The organism is Ruegeria sp. BB5 (assembly GCF_056539405.1).
This window is the reverse complement of sequence record NZ_JBQFUX010000004.1, coordinates 108,226-135,142: the sequence shown is the minus strand read 5'-3', so window position 1 is coordinate 135,142 and position 26,917 is coordinate 108,226. Positions and strand designations below refer to the sequence as shown.

The 26,917-nt window shown below is 55.5% G+C and carries 27 protein-coding genes and 2 tRNA genes; 11 read left to right on the top strand and 18 right to left on the bottom strand.

Going from position 1 to position 26,917, the window contains the following annotated elements; genetic code table 11:
- Positions 1 to 196: 196 nt before the first annotated feature.
- The 6 genes from ACR0DL_RS11925 to ACR0DL_RS11900 all read right to left on the bottom strand — a co-directional run bounded on the left by ACR0DL_RS11925 (position 197) and on the right by ACR0DL_RS11900 (position 6,257).
- Entirely contained in the window at positions 197 to 883 is a 687-nt protein-coding gene (locus ACR0DL_RS11925; protein ID WP_480663118.1) for a D-lyxose/D-mannose family sugar isomerase, read from the bottom strand.
- Positions 880 to 2,157 carry an MGH1-like glycoside hydrolase domain-containing protein gene (locus ACR0DL_RS11920; RefSeq protein ID WP_170359632.1) on the bottom strand — a complete coding sequence of 426 codons (1,278 nt, stop codon included), beginning with the start codon at positions 2,155 to 2,157 and terminating at the stop codon, positions 880 to 882. The genes ACR0DL_RS11925 and ACR0DL_RS11920 overlap by 4 nt, the downstream gene beginning before the upstream one ends.
- A 12-nt stretch (positions 2,158 to 2,169) precedes the next feature.
- Entirely contained in the window at positions 2,170 to 3,210 is a 1,041-nt protein-coding gene (locus ACR0DL_RS11915; protein ID WP_170350239.1) for an ABC transporter ATP-binding protein, read from the bottom strand.
- 23 nt (positions 3,211 to 3,233) lie between these two features.
- A complete protein-coding gene (locus ACR0DL_RS11910) occupies positions 3,234 to 4,070 on the bottom strand; it encodes a carbohydrate ABC transporter permease (protein ID WP_117871523.1) in 837 nt (278 codons plus the stop codon).
- On the bottom strand, positions 4,067 to 4,912 hold the full coding sequence (locus tag ACR0DL_RS11905; RefSeq protein ID WP_170350238.1) for a carbohydrate ABC transporter permease: 846 nt from the start codon (positions 4,910 to 4,912) through the stop codon (positions 4,067 to 4,069). Before ACR0DL_RS11905 ends, ACR0DL_RS11910 begins: the two co-directional genes overlap by 4 nt.
- Before the next feature lie 76 nt (positions 4,913 to 4,988).
- Entirely contained in the window at positions 4,989 to 6,257 is a 1,269-nt protein-coding gene (locus ACR0DL_RS11900; RefSeq protein ID WP_480689346.1) for an ABC transporter substrate-binding protein, read from the bottom strand.
- A gap of 211 nt (positions 6,258 to 6,468) precedes the next feature.
- On the opposite strand from ACR0DL_RS11900, the gene ACR0DL_RS11895 reads away from it, so the two are divergent.
- From ACR0DL_RS11895 to aspT, 3 genes are all read left to right on the top strand, one after another.
- The gene (locus ACR0DL_RS11895) at positions 6,469 to 7,479 is read left to right on the top strand and encodes a LacI family DNA-binding transcriptional regulator (RefSeq protein ID WP_480637717.1); all 1,011 of its coding nucleotides are present in this window, start codon (positions 6,469 to 6,471) and stop codon (positions 7,477 to 7,479) included.
- 320 nt (positions 7,480 to 7,799) lie between these two features.
- Positions 7,800 to 7,949, top strand: coding sequence for a hypothetical protein (locus ACR0DL_RS11890; RefSeq protein WP_480689344.1), 150 nt, complete (start codon positions 7,800 to 7,802; stop codon positions 7,947 to 7,949).
- 334 nt (positions 7,950 to 8,283) lie between these two features.
- Entirely contained in the window at positions 8,284 to 9,984 is a 1,701-nt protein-coding gene (gene aspT / locus ACR0DL_RS11885) for an aspartate-alanine antiporter (RefSeq protein ID WP_425081557.1), read from the top strand.
- A 1-nt stretch (position 9,985) separates the two neighbouring features.
- On the opposite strand, the gene ACR0DL_RS11880 is transcribed toward aspT, so the two are convergent.
- The 3 genes from ACR0DL_RS11880 to ACR0DL_RS11870 all read right to left on the bottom strand — a co-directional run bounded on the left by ACR0DL_RS11880 (position 9,986) and on the right by ACR0DL_RS11870 (position 13,942).
- On the bottom strand, positions 9,986 to 11,659 hold the full coding sequence (locus ACR0DL_RS11880; protein ID WP_170411568.1) for an aspartate:alanine exchanger family transporter: 1,674 nt from the start codon (positions 11,657 to 11,659) through the stop codon (positions 9,986 to 9,988).
- A gap of 29 nt (positions 11,660 to 11,688) precedes the next feature.
- Positions 11,689 to 13,320 (bottom strand): bifunctional aspartate transaminase/aspartate 4-decarboxylase, encoded by a 1,632-nt coding sequence (locus tag ACR0DL_RS11875; protein ID WP_170359624.1) that lies wholly within the window; start codon positions 13,318 to 13,320, stop codon positions 11,689 to 11,691.
- A gap of 115 nt (positions 13,321 to 13,435) precedes the next feature.
- Positions 13,436 to 13,942: a hypothetical protein gene (locus ACR0DL_RS11870; protein ID WP_170359621.1), complete on the bottom strand. Its 507-nt coding sequence runs from the start codon at positions 13,940 to 13,942 to the stop codon at positions 13,436 to 13,438.
- Positions 13,943 to 14,490: 548 nt separating this feature from the next.
- Between ACR0DL_RS11870 and ACR0DL_RS11865 the strand changes: the two genes are divergently transcribed.
- The 6 genes from ACR0DL_RS11865 (at position 14,491) to ACR0DL_RS11840 (ending at position 19,666) form a co-directional block, all read left to right on the top strand.
- A complete protein-coding gene (locus tag ACR0DL_RS11865) occupies positions 14,491 to 15,396 on the top strand; it encodes a LysR substrate-binding domain-containing protein (protein ID WP_226688880.1) in 906 nt (301 codons plus the stop codon).
- Between the two features lie 99 nt (positions 15,397 to 15,495).
- Positions 15,496 to 16,650 (top strand): aromatic ring-hydroxylating oxygenase subunit alpha, encoded by a 1,155-nt coding sequence (locus ACR0DL_RS11860; RefSeq protein ID WP_480689341.1) that lies wholly within the window; start codon positions 15,496 to 15,498, stop codon positions 16,648 to 16,650.
- Between the two features lie 33 nt (positions 16,651 to 16,683).
- A complete protein-coding gene (locus tag ACR0DL_RS11855; RefSeq protein ID WP_170398445.1) occupies positions 16,684 to 16,923 on the top strand; it encodes a hypothetical protein in 240 nt (79 codons plus the stop codon).
- Between the two features lie 134 nt (positions 16,924 to 17,057).
- Positions 17,058 to 18,530: a flavin-containing monooxygenase gene (locus ACR0DL_RS11850; protein ID WP_480689339.1), complete on the top strand. Its 1,473-nt coding sequence runs from the start codon at positions 17,058 to 17,060 to the stop codon at positions 18,528 to 18,530.
- 1 nt (position 18,531) lies between these two features.
- Complete coding sequence (locus tag ACR0DL_RS11845) at positions 18,532 to 19,506, top strand: alpha/beta fold hydrolase (protein ID WP_480689337.1); 975 nt, start codon at positions 18,532 to 18,534, stop codon at positions 19,504 to 19,506.
- A gap of 83 nt (positions 19,507 to 19,589) precedes the next feature.
- Positions 19,590 to 19,666 (top strand) — tRNA-Met (locus ACR0DL_RS11840).
- Between the two features lie 112 nt (positions 19,667 to 19,778).
- On the opposite strand, the gene ACR0DL_RS11835 is transcribed toward ACR0DL_RS11840, so the two are convergent.
- Positions 19,779 to 20,099 carry a hypothetical protein gene (locus ACR0DL_RS11835; RefSeq protein ID WP_174820508.1) on the bottom strand — a complete coding sequence of 107 codons (321 nt, stop codon included), beginning with the start codon at positions 20,097 to 20,099 and terminating at the stop codon, positions 19,779 to 19,781.
- 21 nt (positions 20,100 to 20,120) lie between these two features.
- On the opposite strand from ACR0DL_RS11835, the gene ACR0DL_RS11830 reads away from it, so the two are divergent.
- Positions 20,121 to 20,474, top strand: a complete 354-nt coding sequence (locus ACR0DL_RS11830) for a hypothetical protein (protein WP_480689335.1) — start codon at positions 20,121 to 20,123, stop codon at positions 20,472 to 20,474.
- A 785-nt stretch (positions 20,475 to 21,259) separates the two neighbouring features.
- Here the strand turns inward: ACR0DL_RS11830 and ACR0DL_RS11825 are convergent.
- The 8 genes from ACR0DL_RS11825 to ACR0DL_RS11790 form a co-directional block, all read right to left on the bottom strand.
- Positions 21,260 to 21,910, bottom strand: a complete 651-nt coding sequence (locus ACR0DL_RS11825) for a Cap15 family cyclic dinucleotide receptor domain-containing protein (protein WP_480689333.1) — start codon at positions 21,908 to 21,910, stop codon at positions 21,260 to 21,262.
- The gene (locus tag ACR0DL_RS11820; protein ID WP_480689331.1) at positions 21,907 to 22,944 is read right to left on the bottom strand and encodes a nucleotidyltransferase domain-containing protein; all 1,038 of its coding nucleotides are present in this window, start codon (positions 22,942 to 22,944) and stop codon (positions 21,907 to 21,909) included. Before ACR0DL_RS11820 ends, ACR0DL_RS11825 begins: the two co-directional genes overlap by 4 nt.
- Before the next feature lie 181 nt (positions 22,945 to 23,125).
- Positions 23,126 to 23,200, bottom strand: a tRNA-Phe gene (locus ACR0DL_RS11815).
- A 79-nt stretch (positions 23,201 to 23,279) separates the two neighbouring features.
- Positions 23,280 to 23,462 carry a DNA gyrase inhibitor YacG gene (locus ACR0DL_RS11810; protein WP_170350225.1) on the bottom strand — a complete coding sequence of 61 codons (183 nt, stop codon included), beginning with the start codon at positions 23,460 to 23,462 and terminating at the stop codon, positions 23,280 to 23,282.
- Positions 23,459 to 24,481, bottom strand: a complete 1,023-nt coding sequence (locus tag ACR0DL_RS11805) for a ribonuclease E/G (protein WP_480689329.1) — start codon at positions 24,479 to 24,481, stop codon at positions 23,459 to 23,461. Before ACR0DL_RS11805 ends, ACR0DL_RS11810 begins: the two co-directional genes overlap by 4 nt.
- Entirely contained in the window at positions 24,478 to 25,056 is a 579-nt protein-coding gene (locus tag ACR0DL_RS11800; RefSeq protein WP_170350223.1) for a Maf family protein, read from the bottom strand. The genes ACR0DL_RS11805 and ACR0DL_RS11800 overlap by 4 nt, the downstream gene beginning before the upstream one ends.
- An 11-nt stretch (positions 25,057 to 25,067) precedes the next feature.
- Positions 25,068 to 25,286 carry a translation initiation factor IF-1 gene (gene infA / locus ACR0DL_RS11795; protein WP_005978431.1) on the bottom strand — a complete coding sequence of 73 codons (219 nt, stop codon included), beginning with the start codon at positions 25,284 to 25,286 and terminating at the stop codon, positions 25,068 to 25,070.
- A 91-nt stretch (positions 25,287 to 25,377) separates the two neighbouring features.
- Positions 25,378 to 26,253 (bottom strand): carbon-nitrogen hydrolase family protein, encoded by an 876-nt coding sequence (locus ACR0DL_RS11790; protein ID WP_480689327.1) that lies wholly within the window; start codon positions 26,251 to 26,253, stop codon positions 25,378 to 25,380.
- A gap of 306 nt (positions 26,254 to 26,559) precedes the next feature.
- On the opposite strand from ACR0DL_RS11790, the gene ACR0DL_RS11785 reads away from it, so the two are divergent.
- A complete protein-coding gene (locus tag ACR0DL_RS11785; protein ID WP_170350221.1) occupies positions 26,560 to 26,880 on the top strand; it encodes a hypothetical protein in 321 nt (106 codons plus the stop codon).
- The last annotated feature ends 37 nt before the right edge of the window (positions 26,881 to 26,917 follow it).

Below are 26,917 nucleotides of genomic sequence, written 5' to 3'. Positions count from 1 at the left end.
CGAAGCCGCCGCCGCGAGATGCTGGGTGAAGGTCCGCTTTGGTTAACTCTGGGAGTTGAAGCACAATGTAGTGAACGGCCAGATGAGGCCCTTACAACATTGCCAAATTATTCAATGCAGGATGATTGCCTAAACGCGGCTATGGGGATCAAAGTCTGCGAAAGGTCTGCCGAGAATCCGCCACTGTTTTCATCGATCAACCCAGCCATTTGGAATAGTCGCTGACCAACAGATGTGTCGGAGCGACATCCTCTTGAATCTCGGCAAATCGGCCAATTGGGTCACGAAAAATATTGTCGGTCTCGTCATCATTGACGGTCGAGACCTCGCCTATCAGCACATCCCCGCCTTCGCCCCAGAACGCGTGCCAATCACCAGGACGCAGGGTAACGCTTTCACCCGGTGCCAGGCGCAGCTTTTCGCCCGGTTGATAATGATGTCGGATGCCGTCCAGCCAGACCACACCGCCGCGATCCTCTGCAAAACCACCCGCGTTGCCTGAGCCGAAAAGCTCAACAATCAGAGTTGCGCCACCGCGGTTGATGATATCCTCAGCTTTCAGAACATGCGTGTGCATGGGCGACAGCTGGTCCTGCCTTGAAATCAACAGCTTCTCGGCGTAGCACATGCCGCCGCCCTTGGCCAAATCACTCTGTAACCCGTTGCGCAGGGTAAAGAGGAACAGGCCCATCTTGTCAAAATCACCGTCACCATAATCGGTGATGTCCCAACCGCACCTTGCGTCAATCACGTGACGGGCCTCACTTTCACGGGCCTTAAACTCCTTGGGTGTCCAAAAGGCAAAGGGCGGCGACGTGACCCCGTGAGTGCGGATCATCTCATCTGCTTGGGCCATGATTTCATTGATGCGCGAACGCTTCATGCCGGCACTCTTTTGGTTTTGAGGATTTCGATTACCATGGCTGCGGTCCACGTAAAGCTACCGCCGCCACAAGGTTCACCACTCATCGGGTCATAATATTCTGCAAAGCCGCTTTTCTGAATAAGCTTTAGGCTGTCGGCTAGGATGCGTTGTGCCATTTCCCCCTGCCCGGACCGACCTAGACCTTCAGCAATCAAATAATTTACGATTAACCATGTCGGCCCGCGCCAGTAGCGCAGGCTGTCAAAAGCGCCATCTGCCGGGTCGTGACTGGGCACCAGATAGCCGCATCGCTGGCCCAACAAGGCGATCCTGCGTACCAACTCCTCAGCGCGGCCATGAGGGACATCGGCAATTGCTGCGAGCAGCCCTGCTACCGTGGGCGTGCTCTGCAGATGACCAGCAGCGCGGTTGTAACACGTGTATTGTCCAAGTGTCCGATTCCAAAGGCTTTCCAATGCCGCACGACCCTTCACGGCCATTGTTCGCGCCTCCGAAGCCATTGAGGTATCGCCTAGGACTTCGGCCAAATCCGCTACATCGTCGCAGGACCGTATCAGGATACCGTTGAAGCCCGGATCAACCAGCCGGAAGGGTGAGGCATCGTGGAGCTTCGCATTGTCCCAACCAAGCCCTCGGAAATGTTCAAGCAGCCAGATGTAACACTTGTATTGCTCGTCCGACGGGCGGTGATCAGGGTTGGCGTGTGTCGTATCGCGCCGCGTAAATGGCGCGACGCCCTCGATCGGCATGGCTTCCAGCGCTTCATCCCAATCCACCGAGTTGTCTCGGCCAGACTCCCAAGGGTGAATGATTGCGACCAACCCCGTACCGTCGGGATCGCGGTCGCGATAGAACCATTGGTGCCACGCATGAACCTTTGGTAGGAGCTCAGCCAACCGTTCGCGCGCAACAGCCTTGTCGTTGGACCGATCGTAGAGCTTTCGCACTGCAAAGCCCGCGACCGCTGGCTGGGTGATGCCAGTCGTGGGTATAACTTGACCGGTTTTCCAGACTTCAGGGCCTGGGAAATATCCGTCATCGGGTTCATGAAAGATGATATGGGGCACCATACCATCGTCCCATTGATGAGCCATAAGAGTCTCGACCTCGACCCATGCCCGATTCATGTCAAAATGTGAGAAGCCAAGCGCGGACAATGCGCTGTCCCAATTCCACTGAAAGGGATAGAGGCCATGGGTGGGAACTGTATAGCTACCCCGGTCATTTCCTTCCATTACTTCACGAGCCTGATCAATCAGCGCTTGGCTCATATATCTTCTCCTTTACGCGACAGCCAAAGTGGTTTCGGGGTCAAACCAGCGACCCCGGCCTTCTTGCGGCGCCAGCGTAAGTACGTCACCAGGTTTCACGCTGAGCTCACTGTCCAGGACGGCGCGGAACTGGTGTCCGTCCACTTCACAAGTCACGAGCAAATGTGCGCCCAGAGGCTCCACTACTTTGGCTCGCGCTCCAAAACCCTGATCCGCAATGCGCAGATCTTCTGGACGGATGGCCCATTTAAGATCTTTTCCATTTGCCGGCCCGTCAAAGCTCTGTCCCGCCACTGTCCAGCGACCAGAGCCCGCAGCTTCAGCGGGGAGGAAATTCATCGGAGGGTTGCCGATGAAACTGGCCACAAACTCGGCCGCTGGATCCCTGTACACTTCGATGGGTGAGGCTGCCTGAACAATTTTGCCCTGATGCATAACGCTGATCCGGTCAGCCATGGACATAGCTTCGACCTGATCGTGTGTCACATAGATGGCGGTGGTTTTGCTTTCGGCCAGAACGCCTTTCAACTCGGCACGCATCTCCATGCGTAGGAGCGCGTCAAGGTTCGACAGCGGCTCATCCATCAGGATCACGTCCGGCTCCATTGCCAACGCACGGGCAACAGCGACCCGTTGACGTTGGCCGCCGGACAATTCTCCCGAATAACGCTTTAGAAGCTGTTCGATATGCATCAGCCCAGCAGTTCGCTCGACCCGGCGTTTGACTTCATCATCGGGCAGCTTTTGCATCCGAAGACCAAAGCCAATGTTCTCGAACACAGTCAGGTGTGGGAACACCGCATAGTTCTGGAACACCATCGAGATGCCGCGGTCTTTGGGCGACAGGTGATCTACCCGGCGGCCACCGATCCAGATTTCGCCGGTCGTAGCCGTTTCTAACCCTGCGATAATGCGTAAAAGCGTAGATTTACCACAGCCCGAGGCGCCCAAAAGGACCATAAATTCCTGGTCTGCGATGGTCAGGTTGATGTCGTGAAGAGCCTGGTAAGATCCAAAGTTCTTGGCGACGTTCTTGATCTGTATTTCAGCCATAACAGTTTCCTTTCAGCCACCGCTCAGCGGTTGGCGATGCCCCACATCGCAAAGAGATATTTGCGCACGGCGAAGATGAAGATCAGCGCAGGCACCACGAGGATAAAGCCGCCTGCAAATTTCAGGTGCAAAGGGGCCTCGCCCAGGGTCTGCAACAGGAACGCGGGAAGCGTCCGGTTCTCGATGGTCAGAACGGCGGCCGCGAACACTTCGTTCCACGAGATCACAAAGGCGAAAATCGCCGAGGCTGTGATCCCTGGTAGCACCAGAGGCAGGATCACCTTGGTGAATGCGGTCAGCCGTGTGCAGCCCAATGTCCAAGCTGCTTCTTCGAGCTCCAGCGGGATACCCGAGAAGAGCGAAAAAGTGATGAGCACCGCGAAAGGGATCGCCAACGTTGTATGAACCAGCGCCAGACCAAAAGCCGTATCATCCAAGCCCGTACGGATGAAGAGAACTGCCAAGGGTAGAGCCAAAAGCGGAAGCGGGAAGGCCCGTGTCAGCAGGATCAGCAGTCGGAACAGTTCTTTCCCTCGGAAGTCGAACCGCGATAGCGCGTAGCCCGCGGGGGCGCCTATGGCGATGGACATCACCATCGTCATCAAAGCCACCACAACCGAGTTCCAAAGCGCCCTCAGCATCCCCTGAAACCCCATAAAGAACTCCAAGGATCCCATATTGAACTCCGGAATGAAGCTCTTGGGAAAACTGTTCACCGTATCCGGTGAAGACATCGTGTTCACGAACAGTAGGTAGAGCGGAATAATCACCCAAGCGCACAGCAGGATAACCCCAGCCCGATAGAGCCCCCTTCCCGCTTTGCGGGCGTCAGGGGCCACAACGTCTGCAACTGCCGTCATATCGTGGCTCCTTTCGGGACGCGCAGAGCGCGCATGATGATCAGAGTGAAGACGATCGAGATGATCAGAACGATGATCGCCAGCGCTGCTGCTGCTCCGCCATTCTGCAAGTCAAACTGATAGGCGTAGATTTCGCCCATAAGCACCGGGAATATCGTTCCCCCAAGGGCTGCGACCACAGCAAAGACTTCAAAGGCCAGAATGACACGCAGGACCAGGGCAGTTTGCAGCGATGGGCGCAGAAGCGGCAAAGTGATCCGGGTGAACTGTTTCCAGCGCGAGGCGCCAAACACATCCGCAGCCTCGTAGTATTCCTTGGGGATCAGACCGATGCCCGCCACAAGGATCACAAGCATAATCGCGGTCGCACGCCAAATCTCGGCAAGCATAATCGCCAGGAACACAACCCAGGGTGTTTGATAACTCAGCAAACTTACAGGTTGGTCAGTGACACCAAGCCCGACCATCATCGAGTTCAGAAAGCCCGACTGCTCGAAGATCGCCAACCAGATGATACCTGCAGCAAGGTCAGAAATCCCCAAGGGAATGGTCCAAATATACAGAACCAGATCACGGCCCTTTTGCATCTTCGTGACCATCGTGGCCATTAGAAGTGACAGCGCCAGCTGAATTGGCACCACGGCTGCGGCCAGAAGAAAAGTGTTCTTCATCGAAATCGGGAACTTCCAGTAGCTCACAACCTCGCGAAAGTTATCCAGTGAGAATCCGTTCTCAGTTCCAAACGCCTGCTGCGCCACTAGCGCAAACGGGTATAGGAAAAACAGGCAGAGAAACAGGGTCACCGGGAGGATCAGAAAGTAAGGCAATAGCCGCGCTTCCATCGGACCGCTCCTTTAAGTTGGGGATTTGCTGGGGAGCCGGGCCACAGCTTCCGCGGCCCGGCAGTCATGGAAGGTCTTACTCGACCGGGCAGGCACCTTCCGAAGGCGCATCTGGTGCCCAGCAAGGCGCGCCGGTTTCGGCCATGATCTTTTCCAGCTGTTTCTTTTGATCTTCCAGAACCTGCTCAATGGGTTGACCAGCCAAAACAATGCGTTCGAATGCATCCACGTATACACGGTTGAAGTCGCCGCCCATGCTACCCAGACCAGCGGGTAACAGGCCGGGATTAGCATCCGCCGAGCTGCTCATCTTGGCAACCGCTTCGCCGGCAGCTTTGACCGAAGGAGGTAGGTCGTCTGGTAGCTCAACATCAACCACAGGGAAGAAGTTAGTGGCTTTAAGGGTTGCGATCTGTGTCTCGGGCTGCATCAGATAAGTCACCAAAGCTTTGGCACCTTCGGCATCCGGCGCGGTGCGTGGGATGGCAACACCTGCCAAAACAGGCATGAAGCCACGACCGGTCGGTCCAGCAGGCGCCGGGAAGGCGACGAAATCGTCGGGACGCTCATTGAAAGCCTGCGCAAGGCGCGAAGTATGATCAAAGACAATCCAGGCATCGCCGTTCAACAGCTGCTCCTGCATGAATGAGAAGTTGGTTGATGCAGGGTTCGTATGACTCCAAAGCTCTTTGAACTTCTCCCATGCCGTCACGGCTTCCGGCGATGCAAATGTCCGCACAACACCATTGGTGTAGGACGGGTAAAGATAACCTTGGAAAAAGCGGTGTTTCAGACCCTTGGGTCCCGCTGGGAAGCCGAACTTCTTCTGACCCGTCGCTTCTTCAACGTTCGCCGCCCACGCGATCAACTGGTCATAGGTCAGTGCATTGATGTCCGCACCTTCAGGCAGGTATTGCAGCGCTTCCGTATTGGCGGCCATGATATAGCTCGCTTGCATCCACGGCATATATTGCAGACTGTCGGTTCCCAGCTTAGCCAGATCATTGAAAGTGTCCGACGCCGACATGACGCCAAGATCGGAAAGGTCCATCAGGTCATCAGGGTTCATCGCCGAGAAGTTGCCATGCAAGGAACCCAGCAAGTCAATGCTGCCTGAGTCGGCTTGCAGCTCGGCTTGCAAGCGAGTGAGCCAGGGGCCATCTTCGTTCGGTTGGTAGTCAACCCCGCCCTCGAAGCCACCAAGTACCTCAGTCCGCATAGCCTGCGCTTCTTCGGCGGGCCGGGCCTGGGTCGACCAGAACAGAGTTTCAGCTTGCACGGCAGCTGCGCCAACAAGCATCGCAACACCGGACACGGCACCCGACAGTTTCAGATGAATCGACATGATTTCCTCCCTATGTCTGAGGCTGACCGAAACCCGACAACCTCTCTCCCCCGCCGACACCTTTGGGTCAGTCTGCGGGCGAATGCAGTTAATATGATATATCGTTGTATCTTGAGTCAAGCCTGTTACCTCCAAGCTTTCGCCATAATTTGCTTGCCAATTGCAAAACCAATTGCGACTTTAGGCAAACGATATATCTAAACTGTGACCCATGAAGAAAAAACCCACCTTATCCAGCGTTGCCAAAGAAGCGGGCGTATCGGTTCCAACCGTTAGCCAAGTTATGCGTGACACCGGCCGAATTTCAGAGAAGACACGTCAGAAAGTCCTGAGCGCAGCCAAGCGTCTGCGCTACGTTCCAAATCAAGCGGCGGCCACAATGCGATCAGGTGACAATCGCGAGATCGGCTTTATCCTAAACAAATTGGCAAACCCGTTTAACGCAGAGGTTGTGAGTGGCGCCGTCGACTTGCTCGAAACCGAAGGGTTCATGGTGTCGATCCTCGATGCGCAAGGCGATCTTCAACGTCAAGACCGCCTTCTGGAAGCCTGCATCAGATTTGGCCGACGTGGATTGATCTGGGTTCCGGCGCTCGACACAAGCGAAGTATCTATAGAGCTTCTGAATGCTCACGGTGTTCCCGCTGTGACATTCATGCGAAAGGTGTCGCAGTCTTTCGACCATGTCGGCATTCTTAATACCGAAGCCCTCGCACAAGCCACGCAGCACTTGATAGACTTAGGGCACAAGCACATCGCCTATTTTGGCGGCACCGAGCAATCGTCCGTGCGTGAAGAACGCATTGCCGGTTACCTTGGCACTTTAAAGCAGATGGATGACGTGCAACCAATTGTCTGGCCATGCGATGAGAATAAGAGTGCTGGCGTTGACGCTATTGCCGCACTCCGTCACCAACACCCCGAGGTAACGGGCATTGTTTGCAACGGAGACGTTGTGGCGCTTGGCGCTTGCTTCGGCTTGATCCAGTCCGGATTGAAACCAGGGCATGACTTTTCAGTAGTAGGCTTCGATGACATCGAGGATGCGGCCGTCTCGACGCCCGGCCTCACGACCATGGCGATCGACCCGAAGAAGTTAGGCAAGCGGTTGGCCGAGATCCTTCTGGACCGAATGCGAACACCCGATCTGCCAGTCCGTCATTTCGAGTATTCTGCGACTCTGACAATTCGAGGAACATCAGGAGCAGCCCCTGACCACTAAAGTGTATATCTCAGTTGCTGTCGCAGGCGTTCATTGCAGTACCATGCGATGTTTGACACTTTGGGCTCGCTACGGACCTTCTCTGCACCAAGTCCGAATTGGCAGTGAGAGCCCTTCGCAGAATCTACGGCCCACATTACCGCCTGCCCGGTCTACGACCCCGGCAAATTGCGCACACACGGCTAGGATGCGCGAACGTCCCAACCGACGACGAAGCGGAAATCCGGTTCGCCCAAGGCAGTCCTGTGGCGGGGCAGTTGGGCAATAAACGGAAGAAACCGCATAGTATTTCGCCGACGCGATCTACTCTGAGATCATAAATGTTCTTGCAAGCCAGCGTATCGCTGGCTTTTTCTTTGCCATTGGAAGAAAAAAAGCTTTGCTGCAAAAAAGGAATGTTGGGGGCAGCAATCGAGTTACCACGCATTGATTTCGTTGTGCTTTTTCGGGCGAAAAAGGAAAACCTTTGAGGGACGAGCCAACAAAACAACAAGACTGTATGCGTTAGAGCGGCGTGACACATTGTTGTGGCACAAAATGAAATTGCATGCGTATTTCGCGCAGTACAGGCTCGGCGTTCCTTTCTTTTGCTGGGTGCTATAGCGCTTCGAACCCCAATTTGCCGCGTCTCGGTCGATTCCATTGCAGGCGGTGAATTTCACTGGGCAATTTGACAGATCACAAAACCGATGCTTACCTGAGCGCGACGCAACACAGATAATCTAAATTTCCAAGCATTATCAGCGTTCTGAAGCACCATTCGTGGCGCCGTTAAAGCCAGACTTGAACCCTGGAGAATTTAAGATGGAATTGATCACTGAACAGCTCCGCGCCTTTCCGATCATGGCGCTTTTTCTCTGTCTTGGCCTGGGATACGGCGTCGGCAAGTTCCGGGTCGGCAAGTTCGAACTGGGTGGCATCGCCGGAACCTTGCTGGTGGCCGTTTTCGTGGGTCAGATCGGCGGTATCAACCTGAGTACGGATGTTCAGAACGTCTTTTTCTCGCTGTTCATTTTCATGGTAGGCTACAATGGCGGCCCGCAGTTTTTTGCGGCTCTGAACCGAACCGCCCTGACCAAGCTGCTGGCCGCGTTCATGATGACGCTATGGGGGCTGTTCTTCGTCATCGTCGTGGCTCGATTGGCGGGGTTGGACAAAGGGCTGGCCGCCGGGTTGGCCGCCGGAGGGTTGACGCAGTCAGCGATCATCGGCACCGCCGGCAATGCCATCGACTTGCTGGGGCTGGCAGCGGATGAGGCGGAAAAGCTGAAAACCAATATCGCGGTGGGGTATTCGGTCACTTATATCTTTGGCTCAATCGGTCCGATCCTAGCGGTCAGCGTTATCCCGATCATCATGCGTGTCGACCTGCGACAAGAGGCAATCAAGCTGGCTCAGAAGCTCAGCGGTGGCGGTCGCAAGCTGGAGGAAGGCGAATTCCTTCCAATGAACCGATTTGATGCCCGCGCCTATCAGGTGAATGCAGACGCCGCGATTGCAGGCCAATCGGTCAAATCCATCGAGGGCAGCTATGACGGTGATCTGGTCGTCGAAAAGCTGCTGCAGGACGGCGTCCCGGTGGATCCGACGCCGGATACTTTGATCAGCGCAGGGGACGTGATCGTGGTTTCTGGCCTGGTCGGAACGCTGACGCAATTCGAAGGTACAGCTAGCGGTGAAATCGGAGAATACCCGCCCGAACTCACCGTTGTGGAAGAGCGCCGCAATGTCGTGGTCACCAACCGCAAACTGACCGGTAAGACGCTAGCGGAATTGCGCGAGGCGTTGACGGCGGATCAGCGGCGGGGTGTCCACATCTCAAAAATCACCCGCATGGGCCATGAAGTGCCAGTGCTGCACAACACCGAAATTCACGCGGGTGATGAAGTCAGCATTGTCGGTCACAAAGATGATCTAAACCGGGTGGCTAAAATGGCGGGCTATGTGCCGCCCGCAGCCTCGGTCACCAACTTCATTGCACTGGGGATCGGCGTGGCTGTTGGATATCTGATCGGTGAGATCAGTTTTGTCATTGCCGGTACGAAAGTGGCGCTTGGGTCCGGGCTTGGTTGCTTGGTAACCGGGCTGATCATCGGATACCTGCGCATCCGGCGGCCCAAGATCGGTGGGATCAATCGTGGGGCTGCGAATTTCCTACAAAGCTTTGGCCTGGCCGTGTTCGTTGGGGTTGTCGGGCTGAACGCGGGCAAACCTGCGCTTGAAGCCATTCAGCAATACGGGATCACCTTGCTGTTGTTGGGCGTCGTGGTCACGCTGATGCCGATGATCGTGCAGTTCCCGATCAATTATTTCGTCTTGCGTATCAAAAACCCGGTCGAGGCTTGTGCAGTGGTGACAGGGTCGCGGTCGGGTAATCCGGGTTTTGCAACGCTTCTGGAAAAAGCCGGGAATGCAACCCCGACGCCCGCGTTTACGATGACTTATGCGGTGGCGAACATCTTCCTGACGCTCTGGGGTCCGTTGGTTGTGGCATTCGTGCCGTAAGCTACATCAAAACGATCACGATGACCGAGCCCCACAGGGCCAGCAAGACGTTGCCCACGGCATAGCCAAGACCATAGCCCAGGGTTGGAACCTGGCTCTGCGCCGCTTCCTGCACGGCAGCCAGACCGGGGGCCGAGGTCCCTGCCCCGCAGCAGGTGCCCGCCAGAACGCCCTCGTTTATGCCAAAGACCTTGCACCCAACAATGACCGCCGACCCATGGGCCAACAACACGATGGCCACCGACCCGAAGATCAAAGATGGCCCGCTTTCGATCACCCCGGTCACAAAACTCGGCCCCGAGGTGATGCCCACGCAGGCCACAAACACGCACAAACCAAGCGAATCGAAAATCCACAGCGTTGCCTCGGGCACAAAACCGAATGTGCGGTGGACCGAGCGCAACCACCCCGCCACCAGACCGCCAAGCAGCACGCCGACCGACGTCCCAAGCCCCAGCTCAATAGCGCCATACTTCAACGCAGGGATACCGATCAACCCGCCCATCAGGATGAAAAACGCCACAAAAACCATATCGGTCTTGCTGGTTTCGCGGTCCAGATAACCAAGGCGTGCAGCGGCATCCTCGATATGACTGCGAGTGCCCGAGACGGTCAGCACGTCACCCTTGTGCAGGGTCACGCCGCGAAAGATTGGCAAACGCTCGCCGCTGCGCATGATGCCGCGCAGGTAGATGGTGCGCGCTTCGGGACGGGCGGACAGTTCGGCCAGGGTCTTGTTGACCACCTCGTTGTTGGTCACGACGATGTCGTTGGTTTGCACCGGCAGGTCCAGAAGTTCGGGGTCTTCAACCTCTTCCCCCAATAAGGCGGTGTGTTCGATCAGATAGGATCGCACGCCGGCGATGGCGGCTATGTCACCCTCTTGCAGCACCATATCGCGAGTGGTGGGCAGGATCTTATTACCCCTGCGGACACGATCGAAAAACGCGCGGACATGTTCGGGCACGCGGGCCTCAAGCTCGGAAATCCTGTGGCCGACGAATTCGGGGTTGATACGATAAGCGCGGGCTTCGAAATCGCGGTGTTCGGACACCATCGGAGCGTCGTTGCTGTTCAACCCGGCCTCGTATTCTGCACAGGCCTCTTTCAGCGACCTGCCATAGAGTCTGGGCGCCAACTGCGTGTGGAAAAAGATGGTCGCAATGACCCCGACGAAGTAAGCCACGGCAAAACCAGTGGCAATCTCACCGTCGAAAATGGCTTGCGCGGCCTCGTCGGCGCCAGCTTTGGCAAAGGCGTCAATGGCAACACCCAAGGTCGCGCTTTCCGTGACACCGCCTGCTAAAAGCCCCGCAGCAATTCCAACGGACAGCCCCATAAGCGGAGCCAACAGCACCGCGACCAACAGCGCCACAACACAAAGCAACACTGTGATGGCAATCTGCGGCAACGCACCAAAGTTCAAAGACCGAAAAAACTGTGGCCCGGTTCGGTACCCAATGGAAAACAGAAACAGTAAAAAGAACGCCTGTTTCAGGTCATCTGAAACGACCACTCCGGTCTGGCCGACCAGAACACCGGCCAGAAGACAGCCCGCCACCGATCCAACGGTAAACGAGCCGATGGTGATCTTGCCTAGCGCATAGCCAAGGGCAAGGCTGCAGAACAAGGCCAGCGCAGGATGAGGGCCCAGGATCGACCCGATCAATTCCATGATAAGCTCCCCTTCCCTGCGGCTCTGCCTCAGCCGTGTAGCGGCAATCCTTTCGAGGCCCGATAGGCCTGTACATAGCCCACAGCCACCGCCCGCACGGCACGCCCAATTTGGCGATAGGCGCTATCGTCCAGATTGGCGAAAGAAACACGTGCCGACCAGTTCGGTGCATCAAAGCCCGATCCGTTCAACAGCACGATCCCATGGTCCTGCGCCAGCTTGAACGAGATATCCAGCGGGTGGACGTTTTCCTTGATCCACACCACCACCTCTTCGCCAACATATTTTCGCAGCCAGAATTCGAAATCAATGATGCCGTAATATTTGTCGAACAATGGGTTGTCGGGCACGTCGATACCCATCCCCTCGACCAGTTCATCGAAACGGTGTTTCAGGATACCCCAGCAGAACTTCTGATATCCCTTATCCTCGTCCATCAACTCGACCAGCGAAAACAGCGTCATCATCACCTGCTGCGGCAGGGACAGGCCTGCCGTGTGGTTCAGTGCAACATCGCGGCTGTCGGCGACGATCCGGTCGATGAACTTGAACGACGACGGATCGGGGGTCAGCGTCTCGTATCGCGCATTGACGACGGTCTTGGTTTCCTCCGTAGCCTCGGCAATCATCTTGTCGAAGATGTTGTTTTCGGCCACCAGAATGGCCCCCAGACGCCACCCCGTGCAGCCAAAATATTTAGAGTAAGAATAAACCCCGATGGTGTTCTCGGGCAGATGACCCATAACGGACTGAAAGTTTGGAACGAAGGTGCCATAGACGTCATCAGTCAGGATGATCAGGTCAGGCCGCCGGGTTTTGACGAATTCGACCAGTCGAGCCATGACCTCGGGGCTGATGGCGACCGAGGACGGGTTGCCCGGGTTGACCAGGAACAACGCTTTTACTTTTGGGTCGGACAATTGCTCGAGATCGTCATCGGTCAGCTGGAAATGGTCCTCTTCTTCCGAGGACACGTCCACCACATTCAGCCCGTAATCTTCAAGCACCGGCATTTCCAGGTAGGGCGTGAAAATCGGCGTGCCCAGCGCAATGGTATCGCCCGCACTCAGCAACCGTTGGTTTTTGAGCGCCTTGAAAATATAGCACATCGCGGCAGTGCCGCCTTCGACCGCGTAAATGTCAAACTTGGCATCGGGCCGGTGCCCCGCGCACATCGCCCACATCACGTATTCATGGACGATGGCTTCGTTATGCGCCATGCACCGGTCCGGCATTGGATAATGATCACCGACGATGCCATCGGTGAGTTCCAGCACGAAATCGTCTGGGGTAAAACCGAATTTCTCAATCGCGAAATCCACCACAGCGGCCAGAGTATCTGCGCCCGGAGGGCCGTTCTTCGCGATCGAGTCCGCGCAATAGGCGTTGAGCCGATCATAGCAACCCGGCCCCTGCGGCATCCCTGCCAGACCGACCAGCGCTTCGTTGCGATGGCGCTGTGCTTCGGTCATGGCGAACTGACCCAGCAGGAAAAACGCCTCGCGCGCTTTGGAGGCGATCCAGTTTGGATTGCCACGCCCTGCGTTCAGATAAGGCAGCGCCATCTGGCGTGACTCTTTCTGCGCCAGCTTGATCAGTTCGTCTTTGATTTGAAAAGGACTTAGGTTTTCGAACTTATGCAGGTCCAGTGTTTCTGACATGGCATCAAACCCTTGCGTTAAAACAATCGGAAAAATTCTATCGGATCGTACGCAAGGATTCGCATGTGTGTAAACTGTGTAGTCAATCGCTGACGTTGGGATAACTGCGCAGCGGTCAGTTGATCCGGGTCGACGCCGCCAGCGCACCGGCCAGCGCATTCTGAATCTCGCCAGGGAATTCCCGCCCCTTTTCATGCAGCCCTGCGGCAACCCATCCGACAGTATGCCCCCGACTGCCAATATCATTCGCCCGAACTATCGTCGGCGACGTATGCTCGACGCTGACCAAAGCCATCGACCGCTCAATCTCACTATCGGTCAGCGTCATTTTGACGGCACTGAAAATATCCATCGAAACCTGCAAGGTCTGATGCTCAAGCCGATGCGCAGCGCCCGTCAGCATACGGGTGCAAAAGGCTGACAGGAAATACCAGCGAAAAATGGAAAAGACACGGTCCTGCAACTCACCATGCACTGCGGCGCCATCTTTGGCTGCGCAGGCGACCTGTTCAAACGCGGCCTCGGCGGCTTTGGATGCCCGGAATATCTCGCGCTCGCGCTTTGCGATCGAGATGACACGCGGTGCAATCTCTGTTGCGGCTTCGTGGGATTCCAAATTCATAGATGTCCTCCAGCATTAAAGTCTAATGAGGACATGGAAATTCTAAAGGAAATCCGAATGCGATTTAACGCCATTTTTTGCAGAAAACATCCCTTTGTTGGCGAAATAAAAATGTCACGACCAGCTATTTAACACAAACATAACTGGCGGAAAGGATGTAATTTCCGGCAGGTATGTTGAAAACATGCACATTAAGATTGGGGCAAATTGCGCGGTTTCGACCGAAAGATACATAGAACTGACACGATCTTGTAATAGTTATGCCCATTTCCGCATCTATGAATACCTAATCCTGCTGATCAGTTTACGAGTTTGAATTTAACGAGGGGGTACGAGCGGGACCAGGGGGTGAGCGCCTGACCAACCGGGCTCGCCTATGGGCAGAGCAGCTCCCCCCGCCGCTTACGGCCACATTTCACTGCGCCCATCCAGAAATTTGACCGACACACAATTTTGCTATGCCCACGGTTCTGGCCTTCATCGATAAAAAGCCCAATACTCGGATGAAGAGAACTCATCTGAAATCAGACAATGCTTCCCAGATCATCATGTCCAGACGCCACTATAACCTGCCGCCCCTGACCACCTTGTCCGCCTTCGAGGCCGCCGCGCGGCATCTGAGCTTTAAGAACGCAGCCGAGGAACTGTCGGTCACGCCGGGCGCGGTCAGTCACCAGATCAAGGCGTTGGAGGGCGATCTGGAAACCACGCTGTTCCAGCGCAAGCATCGCGGCGTCGATCTGACCGAAGACGGCAACGCGCTTTACGAGGCGCTGTCGTCGTCATTCGGGCGTATCTCGAAAGTTCTGGCAACGATCCGTGACCGCAAATCTGGCGGCAAGGTCACGGTCGGATCGACCACGGCAGTGGCGGCGTTGTGGTTGTCGCCCGCCGTGATCCGATTTTGGCGCGAAATGCCGGACGTCAACGTGGACCAGCTGTCGCAGGATCGCCCTTTTCGGGACCGACCGGATGTGGACTTCTTTATTCGCTACGGGCGCGACCCGGACCCGAACTTGACGCATACGCCCCTGTTCCGCGATCACCTGATCCCCGTCGCCAGCCCCGAGGTCGCGGAACGATTGGCTGGTGCTGACCTCGACGCGCTGGCAGCCGAACGCTTGATCCACATGGCCTCGGAAGACCGCACTTGGACCACCTGGCCGGAATGGTTCAAACAACTGGGATATGTGGGCACGATCCCGATTGACTCTAGGGTGAACAGCTATTCGGTTGCCCTGCAACTGGCGCGCAAGGGGGCTGGGCTGACGCTGGGTTGGCAACGGCTGATCCAGCCGATGCTGCAATCGGGAAAGCTGGTCGCCATTGGCCCGCACTATCTGACTGCGCCCAACCAATTCTACATTGTTGGCCGCCCGGAGGAAGACCTCTCGGACAGCGCCCGTGCCTTAAAATCATGGATCATTCAAGAGGTTCAGGACGGTTCAGTTTAGATCAGATCACCCAGTGGTGAGGTTTTCTGATATTGAGAAAGGGCTACACCATCCGCCAATACGGAAAAGAACGCATCTAGCAACCCACAGGAGAGCCCGATGAACAAGTACAGCGCGCTATCATCCGTTCTGAACGATGTGACCATCGCAAATGGCCTGCCGAATGAACACTATATCGACCCGGTTGTTTTTGCCGAAGAAAAGCGCTCGGTCCTCTTTGCCAATTGGTCCGGGATCGGGTTTGGTCTGGATGTCCCCGAGGTAGGCGATGCAAAACCGGTCGACTTTCTGGGCATGCCACTACTGATCGTCCGTGATCGCGACGGAGAGATCGGGGTTTTCCAGAACACCTGCCGCCACCGCGGCATGATCCTTGTGGATACGCCCCGCAAGATCGAAGGCGCGATCCGCTGCCCCTATCATAGCTGGTGCTACAGCCTGAAAGGTGAGCTGCGTGCTACCCCGCATGTGGGTGGCCCCGGTCAGAACAAGCATGAAAACGTCGATCACAAGGATCTGGGGCTGGTGCGTGTCCGGTCGTATGTCTGGCGCGATGTGATCTTTGTGAACGTAGACGGCAACGCACCCGAGTTTCAGGATGCCCATGGTGCCCTGCTGGATCGGTGGAAGGAATTCGAACAACCCCTGCATGACGGCGGCGAGATGGCCTCGTTCAAGCTGGAGGTCAAAACCAATTGGAAACTGGCGGTCGAGAACTATTGCGAAAGCTATCACCTGCCTTGGGTGCATCCCGGCCTGAATAGCTATTCCCGGTTGGAAGATCACTATAACATCGAAGTCCGCGGGCATTACTCCGGTCAGGGCACGCTGGTCTACCGGCAGCTAAAGGATCAGGACGGCACCACCTTTCCCGATTTCGAAGACCTGAGTGACAAGTGGGATGAAGGCGCGGAATACGTAGCCTTATACCCGAACGTCCTGTTGGGGGTGCAGCGCGACCATGCCTTTGCAATCTTGCTTGAGCCGGTCGACCACGAAAACACCGTCGAACATATCCGGCTGTACTATGCCAAAAGCGTTGAGGACACGCCGCATCTGGACGGGCTTCGCACCACAAACGCACAACAGTGGCGGGCCATTTTCGAAGAAGATGTCTTTGTTGTCGAAGGTATGCAAAAGGGTCGCCACGGGGTGCTGTTCGATGGCGGACGGTTTTCACCCGCAATGGACGGGCCGACCCATAACTTCCATCACTGGGTCGCAACGCAGATCGAAAACGGACGGGCGGAATAACCTCTCAGCCGGCCCCTTTTGGCAGGAGGTCCAATGGAAAAAGACGATTTGGATCGCCTGCTGTTAAAGGCCCATGAGCAGGACGATCATGCTGCCCTGATCCACTATTACACAAAGGCTGCGGATGAACGCGAGGCGGCACAGGACATTGATGCCGCGTGTTTTTACCTAACCCACGCCTTTGTCTTCGCGCTAGAATCCGGTGCGCCCGAGGCCGAGACACTTAATGCACGCCTTGTCGCGCATGGTCGGGCACATCGTCTCGAATTTTAAGATCGGTGTCACGTCAGGGCGAATGCGCACCAGGCTATCCAAACTCTATGTGACCCCACGGGAAGCTGTTCAGACGTCTTAGGTCCCCTATAGTCAAATGAAACCGTCACGGTTGCTTTGGGAGGGGCAGGTGCATGGCGCACAGTGCGGAAATGCTGATCATTGGTGCCGGGTTCTCGGGGCTGACCATGGCAATCGAGGCACGCAAACGTGGAATCAGCGATATCGCCATCCTTGAAAAAGCGGGCGATATCGGCGGTACATGGCGCGAAAACACCTATCCCGGCGTGGCATGCGATATTCCCTCGCATCTGTATTCGATGGCCACGCACCTGAACCCGGACTGGAGCCGCGCCTATGCCGGTGGGGCCGAGATTCAGGCGTATCTGCAAAAGATCTGCCGGGATGAGGGCCTGTACGATCTGTGCCATTTCCACCAGCAACTGAAATCCGCGCGCTGGGACGGCGACCAATGGCAGGTGGAAACCGAGGGCGGGCAGCACTGGACGGCACGCTTTTTAGTCTCGGCCATTGGGGCACTGCATCTACCGGATGTGCCCGACATACCCGGTGCCGACGGCTTTCCCGGCCCCAAGTTCCATTCTGCCGAATGGGATCACGACGTTGAACTTGTGGGTAAACGCATCTCTGTGGTCGGCACCGGTGCCTCAGCCGTTCAGTTTGTGCCTGAAATTGCGAAAACGGCAGCCCAAATCACCATCTTCCAACGGACCGCGCCCTACGTCCTGCCCCGCCCCGACGGGCCAATTGCACCGTGGGTTCGCAGTCTCTATAGGTGCATCCCCATCCTGCCCCGGATACGCCGCAAACTGATCTACTGGATTTTTGAGTATCGCCACCGTGTGTTTCGGGGTGAAGAGCGGATGGTCAACTTTGCCATGAAGATGTGGCGAAACGGGCTGGAGAAAGCGACAACTGACCCCGAACAACGCGAACGCCTGACCCCTGGCTACAGGATTGGATGCAAACGTATCCTCAGTTCGAATGACTGGTACACGGCCCTTGCGCGGGACAACGTGACAGTAATTCCGCACGGGGTGGCGACAATCGAGGGAGATCAGATCATCGCCGCGGATGGCAGCCGGACCCAGGCCGATGTATTGATCTGGGGCACAGGCTTTCATGTGACGGACGTGGTCGAGCGTCTGGACATCACCGGAACCGATGGCCTGACCCTACGCCAAGCATGGACCGATGGGATGCAGGCCAATCTGGGCACTGCCATCGCAGGTTTTCCGAACTTCTTTATTCTGTTGGGGCCACATACCGGATTGGGCCATAACTCGGTCGTGCTGATGATCGAAGCACAGGTCCGCCATATAGGCCGGGTGCTGGATCAGATGCAGCGCAACGGCTTACAGGCCATCACACCTGACGCCGCGAAACAAGAAGCCTTTACGCAGGAAATGCAGGACCGCCACTCAGACAGCGTCTGGCAAGCGGGCGGCTGCACCTCGTGGTATCAGGATGCCCAAGGCCGCAACACGACGCTTTGGCCCGGCACCGTATCCGAGTATGAAAAGCGCATGGCCCGATCCGGGCTGGAACAATATCACCCTGCCCCTCCCCCAGCCGGAGATCGTTGACATGACCACTCTTCTAACCATCGCCCTGCTGATCGTCGCATTTTTTGTCGGCATGAAACTGTGGACCCGCAAACTGACTCGCCAAGGCCAAATCCGAGTTCCGCAGCTTGGGGTCATCGCGCCCGTGAACGGCGGCAGCATCCATTATGTGGAAAAGGGCGATCCGTCGAAGCAGACCCTTGTCATGATCCACGGGCTGGCTGGGCAGTTGCAGCATTTCACCTATGCCTTGGTCGACATGCTGGCCGATGACTATTACGTCATCGCAGTGGACCGGCCCGGCTGTGGCTATTCGACCCGCGACAGTGCCGCTCTGGGCCGTCTGCCCGAACAGGCGCGCATGATACAAGAGTTTCTGGACAGCAAGGACGTCACCGACGCTGTCCTTGTGGGCCATTCCTTGGGTGGCGCGGTGTCGTTGGCCATGGCGCTGGACCGCCCAGAAAAGATCAAGGCCCTGGCTCTGCTGGCCCCTCTGACGCAAGTTTTGCCGTCGACACCCCAGGTTTTCAAACCACTGGAAATCCGCACGGAATGGCTACGCAGCCTGATCGGCAACACAATCGCTGTACCAGTGGCCGCCAAAACTGCACCACACACTCTGGACGTCGTTTTCGCCCCCGACCCTGCACCTGCGGACTTTCTGGATCGTGCTGGCGGTGCGCTTGGACTGCGCCCGTCGGCCTTCATCACCGGATCGCAGGACGTTGTGGGGATTGATGACAGCATGGCGGCGCAGGTCGCACGCTATGAGGAGTTAGCCGTACCCGGCGGCATTCTATACGGCACACAGGACGCTATACTTGCAGCCCACGCGCACGGCGATCCAATGATCCAGTTCGGCCTGTCAAACGAGTGGATTGACGGGGCAGGTCATATGATCCTGATCACGGCACCGGACACATGCGCCGCATTCATCCGCCAGATCGCAGAAACCAAGTATTTCGAAACCAAGGCGGCGCCCGAGACGGTTTGAACGGCGTGGAAAAGAATCCGGCTTTGACCGTGTTTTACCTCTTGACCCGCCACAGCCCCTCGCTTAAATCGCCTCTCACTCATGGCGGAGTAGCTCAGTTGGTTAGAGCAGCGGAATCATAATCCGCGTGTCGGGGGTTCAAGTCCCTCCTCCGCTACCAAAATCCCCTTGATAATAAAGACATTACGTCCTGTGGCCAAAATCCTCCCTGCAGGTTATCCACCGGGACTGCAATGGGACAGCAATCCGGCGGAAGGGATTCTAACGCGGACCTAACTGATTGTTCTGTCTATAAGATCGAATCCTCGGTCAGTCGGCATGCAGAACAAGCATTGGCCACCGCTGGCGTCAGCCCATGCGTCGCTAATCTGGCGCCTGGCTTCTTCCGAGTCGAAAAGATGCGCGCCCTTGTATTCGACAACCAAGATTCGCCCATCGTCGAGCATCGCTACAAAATCCGGATAGAACTTTCCGTGTGGTAGCTGGAGCCAGAAAGAGGTTTTCTTGTTCTCGATATTCCGAATCCAGTACTTCACCGTATCCAACCGGTCCAGATAGACGGCGCACTCGAACTCCTCGCCTTCGGCTTTCAAGTCGCCAATCAACGGGGTGTAATGCTTGTTGAACTTGGTGGCCCTGGCCTAGGGCTGGTTGAAGGCGTAACTCTGCTCATCGAAGATCATGGACAGTTCTGCGCTGGTGGCAAACTGTTTAGCGTGAGCGGCAAACAGGGCAGAGTAGTTGTCGGTTTCTCGATTGGATCGAAGATCGGAAATGAAACCTGCCACTACATTGCGCAGATCGTATTTGTTCCGTGCCAAGGTGTCCAAGTCATGGCCGCTGGCCAGCAGCTTGTTCAGGGCGCTCCCAAAAACACCACCGCGCTCGGCTTGGTAATGTCAGGATGCTTTATACCCCGTCGATCCAGTTGGCCAGTCTGGGCAAAGTCCATGCTGGCTCTTGGATGACAGCAGCAAGCTCACCTTGGACGCGCCGTGCAAAGTCGATCTCCACCTTGCCACTCTCGGATATGTCGATCTGACCAGCCTGGCTTCAATCAACGATCTTGAAACGGTTTGCGATATCCGAGGCGTCGCATTCATCAAGCCGTCAAGGTAGGTTAAGGAAATGCTCCTTGCTGAATAGCTGCAATTCGCCTTGCTTGCGGAAACCAAGCAACGGCACGATGAAGGGCGACTTCTCCTCTTCATCTGCCGCCGAGGTTTGGAAATCGTTGGACTTCGCATAAGCAACGAAAGAGCAGCAATTACGCCGAATGTTGCTTCCCCGAGAAGAATCGAGGAATCAATAACTACACATCTATTTGATTTACCGAGAAATATTTTTCGTGAATTGAGAGTGGTGCCCGGGGGCGGTGTTCTATTCCCGTTACAGGCACTTCTTCAGCCGGTCTCTCCAGCAAAACAAGGGGTATGCGACGGGCTGTGTCGCTGTCAACAGGCACCATATGGTCTACGGAATGGTCTACGGCTGCTGTGAGAGCCCCTCAGTGACTCCCTGAGGCCCCGTTCGATTCCCGGGGGCGGAATCTATTTGATTTTTTACTTAATAAAATCAATATTTTAGGAAATTTTCGGTTCTTCCATACGTCAAAAATACGTCTTTTTAGCCGAAAAGTTGACATCAAACTTTTGGGTGGCGTATGGGTATTCACACTAGTCGATTGGTTGAATCCAGCACGCAGTTCTAGTTCCAAGAAACCCACTGTGACTCCCTTAGTTTGACCTCAGCCTCACTTATCCAAAGGATGTTTTCGCTCTTCATCTGTTAACTGAGTATTGGTCCGTCGGTTTCGAAATGCCAGTTCTATTTCGCCTGTTGAATTTCTCTCTGTGAAGTATCTGCCTGAGAGACTCCAACTAGGGCTTGTACCAAATTCAAGCACAGCGGTTCCATGGTGAATTGCGCTCCTACCGGCTACGCCGGGTTTTGGTTCACTGCGATAGGTGTACACCAGCTTTTCGATGTGGTTGTTCGGATCGCGCTCAATCCCAGCAGAGATCGAAAAACTCGTCATCTCGCCAGTGCGTACCACGCAACTCATTCCAAAAAGGGACTGCTTGACGATGAGGAGCGAAGTAATCGGATTCAATTTCTCGTTTGTTTCGGGGTTGACCCAATCGGATTTAGTAACGCCTTCCCACGTGCCATTAAGATTAGGGACCAGAATGAGCCACCCTTTGAGCCAGGGGATTTTCCAACCTTGCCAAACAAGAAGCGCCACTGCGGATGTCGTCACCGTCAATGCTGCAGAGTAGGCTCTAAAGAACTCGGTCGGATCAGTCAGATTGTAAATGCCGAAATAGCTCAGGCAAAACAATGAGAATGCGAATAGAGCAACCGTCAAACTGACAAGGACTTTTATGTCTATAGTGTTGCTCATAGTTCAGCTTTATCCCAAATCCTGGCAAGCACCGTTCGAGCATCCTCTTTGGTCCACGGGTTAGCTTTGAACAGATATTTAAGTTCGCTGACCTCGCCCCATTCGTCGGCCGCAGGCAATGCCAAATATTGATAGAGGTAATTGAGATTTGAGCGCAGAGTTTGTTCGTAAGTCGCGTGCAAAAAATGTGAGTCAGGCACATTCCACATGAGGCACTCGATTAAAAACCCTGGTGCAGGCTTTTCTGTTAGATCATTTAGTGATTTCACTATGCGAACCATTCGCTTGAACCGACGGCCAGTTACTTTGTTTTTGGAAACTCCGTTGGCCTTATGCTGTTCGGGCCAGTTGATTACCCTTCCACCTCTGTCCGGGCGCAGTTCAACTCCCTCAATGTATGAACCATTGGTGTGGTATCTGCGATGCTCCAAGAATGGAGCGACATCAGCTTCCACGTGGTAGGAGGTCGCTTTAATGTCAAAGGCTTTGTTCCCACGTGTTACCGTACCGTCTCGGAAGTACGAAGTGAGCGCTTCCCCCACATCCTTCTTAAAGTCTGCAAACGTGTAAGTCGCATCAGCCAATCCGAAATCGTCTCTGCTTTTTCCCTCTGGGTATGATGAGAAGAAGCTTTCGTGACAGACTACGCCTACATCAACATCACTTTTTCGCGCCGTGTTTGTATTGTTTGCATAAGAACCCTGCAGAAAAACCGTGATGTCTCGGCTTTTTAGAGCATCACTGGCCTGAATCGCTTTGCGGATCATATCCTCAGCGTTCTTACAGCGTTCCTCTTGAGTTTTGCTTGGTGGTTGTGCCCATACTAATAGCTGTTCTTCAGAAACCGTCATGTGTACTGCCAATCGAAAATCTTTTGTGTTTTCAATATTGTTAGAAACAGCGAAAGCACAACCCGTAATTGTGCCTTGTGTCCGCAATTCAATACAAGGGGCTTCGAACTGAACCCGATTAAACCCAGGCCAAGGCCACAGCAGTACCGGCTGGTTGCCGGGTAATCTTGCTACTTTGCTCAAATATTTCCTTCGAGCAGGGATTCACAGGAGAGCGGGTCAGAAAGAACCCACTTCGAAGCTCATTTTGCAAGCGTGGATTCCGCACCGGAAATGATTTGGTTCGATTCAGGTTTTGAGAATCGAACGATACGTCACCATACGTTACAATTTTCGGGTTAAGTCATTGTTTTTAAATGTTAAATGGTGCCCGGGGGCGGAATCGAACCACCGACACGAGGATTTTCAATCCACTGCTCTACCCCTGAGCTACCCGGGCACGGGAACGATGTTCATCGTTGGGTGGAGGCCTTCTATGACTTGCCACAGGCAGTGTCCAGAGGCTTTTTCAGATTTTTTCAGTGTGGACGCGATTGCTCGGTTTGACCTTCGGATCCATCCGTGTCCAAGTCCTCTTCCCGCTGCGACGGAACCGCATATGAGCCGTTCAACCACTTGGCCAGATCGAGGTCGGCACAGCGTTTTGAACAGAAGGGGCGGAACTTGGTTACCGTGTCTTCACCACAGATCGGGCAACTCATTTCAACACCTCCGTCAGTGGAATACGGCCGCGTTTGCGTTGCAGTTCGTAATGGCCCAATGGTGTCCAACCCGCCAGGGTGGTTTCAATTCCATCTGCCTTGAACGCGGCGCGCAGGGCTGATTCAAAACCGCGCCGATCTTTCTTGGGCATTGGGGCAAGGTCCAAGGTGATTTGCCCGCCCAGACCCCGCACGCGCAACGCACGTGCCAACACCTTGGCGCAGGCGAAGTTCGCCTTGGTTCCGGCGGCCATTGAGGTGTCGGATCCGGTGTTTACATCCACTGCGACCAGGGCGCGTGTGGGCTGAATATACAAGTGCCCGCCGCCCGGAAGTGGCTCGGAAATACCGCGCACCTCGTCCAACGCATCTAACACGCCCTGTGTTTCAAAGCTTCCGTCCTGCGTCACCACTTCGGCCGGGTCGGTCCAGTCGCGCCAGGCCAGAACGTGAGGGCCATCGCCCTCCAACAACAGCTCGGGTTCGGTTCCCGGATCATTCAAAACCTGATCGGCATGGGCCAGCATGGCGTTGATGTCCTCGGCGATCTCGCCCGCATCTTCACCCAGACAACAAGAGCGCAGAATCAGGCCATAAGTGCTGCCGTCCATGCAGCCATGCGCAATCTCAAGCAGACGGTCGCGCTCGTCCTCGTCACGGATTGAGCGTGAAATATTCAGACCTGGCGCTTCGGGTGTGACAATCGCATAGCGGCTTTTGAACAAGATGCGATCTGTGACCGGCAGCGCCTTGCCCGGCTCTGCATAGCCAGTGATCTGCACCAGCATCAGGGTGCTCGGGGCCAATCCCTTCACCTGCCGCAAGAAGGCCGGACCGTCGGGAGTTGTCAGGAACATGCCACCCTGCCCTTTGACGGGGCGGTCGGCACGGGCGCGATAGATCGTGCCCGGTGCGGGGGCACCCCCTGCGATCAGGAAATCATCCAGCTTGCCATCCACCATTAAGGCGGCAGCTTCGCGGTTGTCGATATGATCCAGAACGATGGTGCGGCCCTTCATGACACCTCACGATACAAGGGATAGCCGATACCCTGCAAAAGGGCGGCAGTTTCAGACAGGGGTAGCCCTACGATGCCGGTGAACGAACCTGAAATCCAGGGAATGAACGCCCCGGCCGGACCTTGAATGGCGTAAGCACCTGCTTTGCCCTGCCAATCTCCGGTTGCCAGATAGGCATTAATCTCAACGTCCGACAGGCGCTTGACCTTGACCTGCGAGACCACATCACGTTGCAACACCCGATCCCCACGCCGCACAGCGACCGAAGTGATCACGCGATGCCGCCGACCGGACAGCGCATGTAGGAATTCGGCCGCCTGCCCCGCATCTTCGGGCTTGCCCAGAATGCGACGGCCAAGCGCGACGGTCGTATCCGCACACAGGGTAACATCATCGCTATCCGCCTGAATAGCCTGCACTTTTGCCCGTGTAATACGATTACAGTAAGGCACTGGCAATTCGCCTTTCAAAGGCGTTTCGTCAATGTCGGGGGCGCGAATTGCATCGGGCTGCACGCCAAGCTGGGCCAGCAGGTCCAGCCGCCGTGGGCTGCCCGATCCTAAGATAAACGCCATTGCGGCAGGCGTTACTTGAAGCGGTAGTTGATCCGACCCTTGGTCAGATCATAGGGGGTCATCTCGACCTGAACCTTGTCGCCGGCCAGAACACGGATGCGGTTCTTGCGCATCTTGCCTGCCGTATGTGCGATGATCTCATGGCCGTTTTCCAGCTCGACCCGAAACGTCGCATTAGGCAGGAGTTCCTTCACGACACCGGGAAATTCGAGCGTATCTTCCTTGGCCATGTTGTCTCCATCATTACGTTGCACCCGCAGAATCTACGGGGATGTGCGCTTAAATGAGCCCATTTTGGGCTTATTTCAAGGCCAGAATCACCTAAAGGCGCGATAATGTGACGGAATCGACTCGCGGCGACTGCTCCTCCCAATGAGTGCGGTTCAGAACATGCCCATCGGTGCGAACTTCGGCAATTGCTGAAAGATCGATATCCGAATAGGTCCATCCCGGCTGGTTCAAAGCGCCTTCGGCCAACACACCAGTCGCAGGAAACCCCTTGTCGGGTGGGCCGAAAATGCCGCCGGTGCCGGTATTCTTGTCCACCGCCTCGGACCAGTCATTGTCCCCGACCAGAGACGCCATCACCGTAACGCATTGATTTTCCAGCGCCCGTGACATCGCGCCGATCCGAACCCGCCAATAGCCTGCCAAAGCCTCGGTACATGAGGGGACCAGGATCAGATCGGCCTCGCTCAGCGCATGGCCCAACAGGGGAAATTCGCTGTCATAGCAGATCAACACGCCGATCTTGCCCAACGCGGTATCGAATAGTTTCAGCGGTCCGCCCGGCGCGATATCCCAGTCTTCGCGCTCAAAGCGGGTCATGATCTGTTTGTCTTGATGATCCTGCCCACCATCGGGCGCATAGAGTGCTGCACGGTTTACCGGTCGGCCCGGCCCATCCACAATCGGGGCCGACGCGCCCAGAATGTAGATCTTGTATTCCTGCGCAAGAAGCTGATGCAGGACCTGCGCCGCTTCCATCCGATCAGACACTGCCCGGATCGAACGCTCAAGATCGCCCGCGACGTCGACCCCATCCAATGTCGACAACTCCATCGCACCGTATTCAGGAAAGACCAGCAACTCAGCCCCCTGTCCGGCGGCGTCTGAGACCCAGCGGCCTAGCTTGTCCTCATACTGCGCCCAACTGTCGAGCCAATCGAGGTTATAGGCAGCGGTTGCGACTTTCATTTTTTGAAACCCAAATCTTTTGGTCACGCGACAGTAGATTGCAAATGGATAGCCTGTACAGCTCAATTGAACCAAAAGTAAGCGCGCCAGCCCGCAAATTACCCAGTACAGAGTTGGTTTGGACTACCCAATAAACCTGCATTACTGTCCAGATTTGCATTAACAAATTTCGGCAACGTTACCAAGCTGTCAAATCGGACGCTGTCGGCAAAATTGTAAAGCACCTTACCGGAGCGTAATCTGGCGGTGTTAGACTGTGTAACACTCAACCGATGCTTAGGGTTTTTCATAACGGGAGAAATTGACATGCCTCATTACATTAATCACTTCACTTGCTCGGCGGCGGCATGGCCAAAAGACCGCGAGGGGGAGATCGCTGCGTGGACCGATATGGTCGGCGACGCCAGCGAACTTGTGGAAGGGGAAGGCCCAGTCAAATTCACAGGTTGGATAAGCAATACTGAGGGCTATGTTCTCCTTGAGGCGGACTCCAAAGCCGAAGTAATTGGGATCTGTGCGCAATTCTGGCCGCTTTTTCACAATGACATCATGGAAATTGTGCCAACTGCAGAAGCAGGACCAGCAATTTTGGCTGGCGTAAAGCGAGGGTGGGAAAAGAAGGCATAGCACTTCGTTCTGGCGACCATCAGTTTCCCCTGAAGAT

Coding starts and splice junctions, on each gene's coding strand:
- ACR0DL_RS11870 (WP_170359621.1), bottom strand. CDS start 13,942: ATGAATTTGGAATCCCACGAAGCCGCAACAGAGATTGCACCGCGTGTC.
- ACR0DL_RS11805 (WP_480689329.1), bottom strand. CDS start 24,481: ATGAAGGGCCGCACCATCGTTCTGGATCATATCGACAACCGCGAAGCT.
- ACR0DL_RS11895 (WP_480637717.1), top strand. CDS start 6,469: ATGAAGAAAAAACCCACCTTATCCAGCGTTGCCAAAGAAGCGGGCGTA.
- ACR0DL_RS11830 (WP_480689335.1), top strand. CDS start 20,121: ATGCTTGTTGAACTTGGTGGCCCTGGCCTAGGGCTGGTTGAAGGCGTA.
- ACR0DL_RS11845 (WP_480689337.1), top strand. CDS start 18,532: ATGACCACTCTTCTAACCATCGCCCTGCTGATCGTCGCATTTTTTGTC.
- ACR0DL_RS11825 (WP_480689333.1), bottom strand. CDS start 21,910: ATGAGCAACACTATAGACATAAAAGTCCTTGTCAGTTTGACGGTTGCT.
- ACR0DL_RS11920 (WP_170359632.1), bottom strand. CDS start 2,157: ATGAGCCAAGCGCTGATTGATCAGGCTCGTGAAGTAATGGAAGGAAAT.
- ACR0DL_RS11905 (WP_170350238.1), bottom strand. CDS start 4,912: ATGGAAGCGCGGCTATTGCCTTACTTTCTGATCCTCCCGGTGACCCTG.
- ACR0DL_RS11910 (WP_117871523.1), bottom strand. CDS start 4,070: ATGACGGCAGTTGCAGACGTTGTGGCCCCTGACGCCCGCAAAGCGGGA.
- ACR0DL_RS11850 (WP_480689339.1), top strand. CDS start 17,058: ATGGCGCACAGTGCGGAAATGCTGATCATTGGTGCCGGGTTCTCGGGG.
- ACR0DL_RS11865 (WP_226688880.1), top strand. CDS start 14,491: ATGTCCAGACGCCACTATAACCTGCCGCCCCTGACCACCTTGTCCGCC.
- infA (WP_005978431.1), bottom strand. CDS start 25,286: ATGGCCAAGGAAGATACGCTCGAATTTCCCGGTGTCGTGAAGGAACTC.
- ACR0DL_RS11880 (WP_170411568.1), bottom strand. CDS start 11,659: ATGGAATTGATCGGGTCGATCCTGGGCCCTCATCCTGCGCTGGCCTTG.
- ACR0DL_RS11810 (WP_170350225.1), bottom strand. CDS start 23,462: ATGAGTTGCCCGATCTGTGGTGAAGACACGGTAACCAAGTTCCGCCCC.
- ACR0DL_RS11925 (WP_480663118.1), bottom strand. CDS start 883: ATGAAGCGTTCGCGCATCAATGAAATCATGGCCCAAGCAGATGAGATG.
- ACR0DL_RS11900 (WP_480689346.1), bottom strand. CDS start 6,257: ATGTCGATTCATCTGAAACTGTCGGGTGCCGTGTCCGGTGTTGCGATG.
- ACR0DL_RS11860 (WP_480689341.1), top strand. CDS start 15,496: ATGAACAAGTACAGCGCGCTATCATCCGTTCTGAACGATGTGACCATC.
- ACR0DL_RS11855 (WP_170398445.1), top strand. CDS start 16,684: ATGGAAAAAGACGATTTGGATCGCCTGCTGTTAAAGGCCCATGAGCAG.
- aspT (WP_425081557.1), top strand. CDS start 8,284: ATGGAATTGATCACTGAACAGCTCCGCGCCTTTCCGATCATGGCGCTT.
- ACR0DL_RS11800 (WP_170350223.1), bottom strand. CDS start 25,056: ATGGCGTTTATCTTAGGATCGGGCAGCCCACGGCGGCTGGACCTGCTG.
- ACR0DL_RS11875 (WP_170359624.1), bottom strand. CDS start 13,320: ATGTCAGAAACACTGGACCTGCATAAGTTCGAAAACCTAAGTCCTTTT.
- ACR0DL_RS11915 (WP_170350239.1), bottom strand. CDS start 3,210: ATGGCTGAAATACAGATCAAGAACGTCGCCAAGAACTTTGGATCTTAC.
- ACR0DL_RS11890 (WP_480689344.1), top strand. CDS start 7,800: ATGTTCTTGCAAGCCAGCGTATCGCTGGCTTTTTCTTTGCCATTGGAA.
- ACR0DL_RS11790 (WP_480689327.1), bottom strand. CDS start 26,253: ATGAAAGTCGCAACCGCTGCCTATAACCTCGATTGGCTCGACAGTTGG.
- ACR0DL_RS11785 (WP_170350221.1), top strand. CDS start 26,560: ATGCCTCATTACATTAATCACTTCACTTGCTCGGCGGCGGCATGGCCA.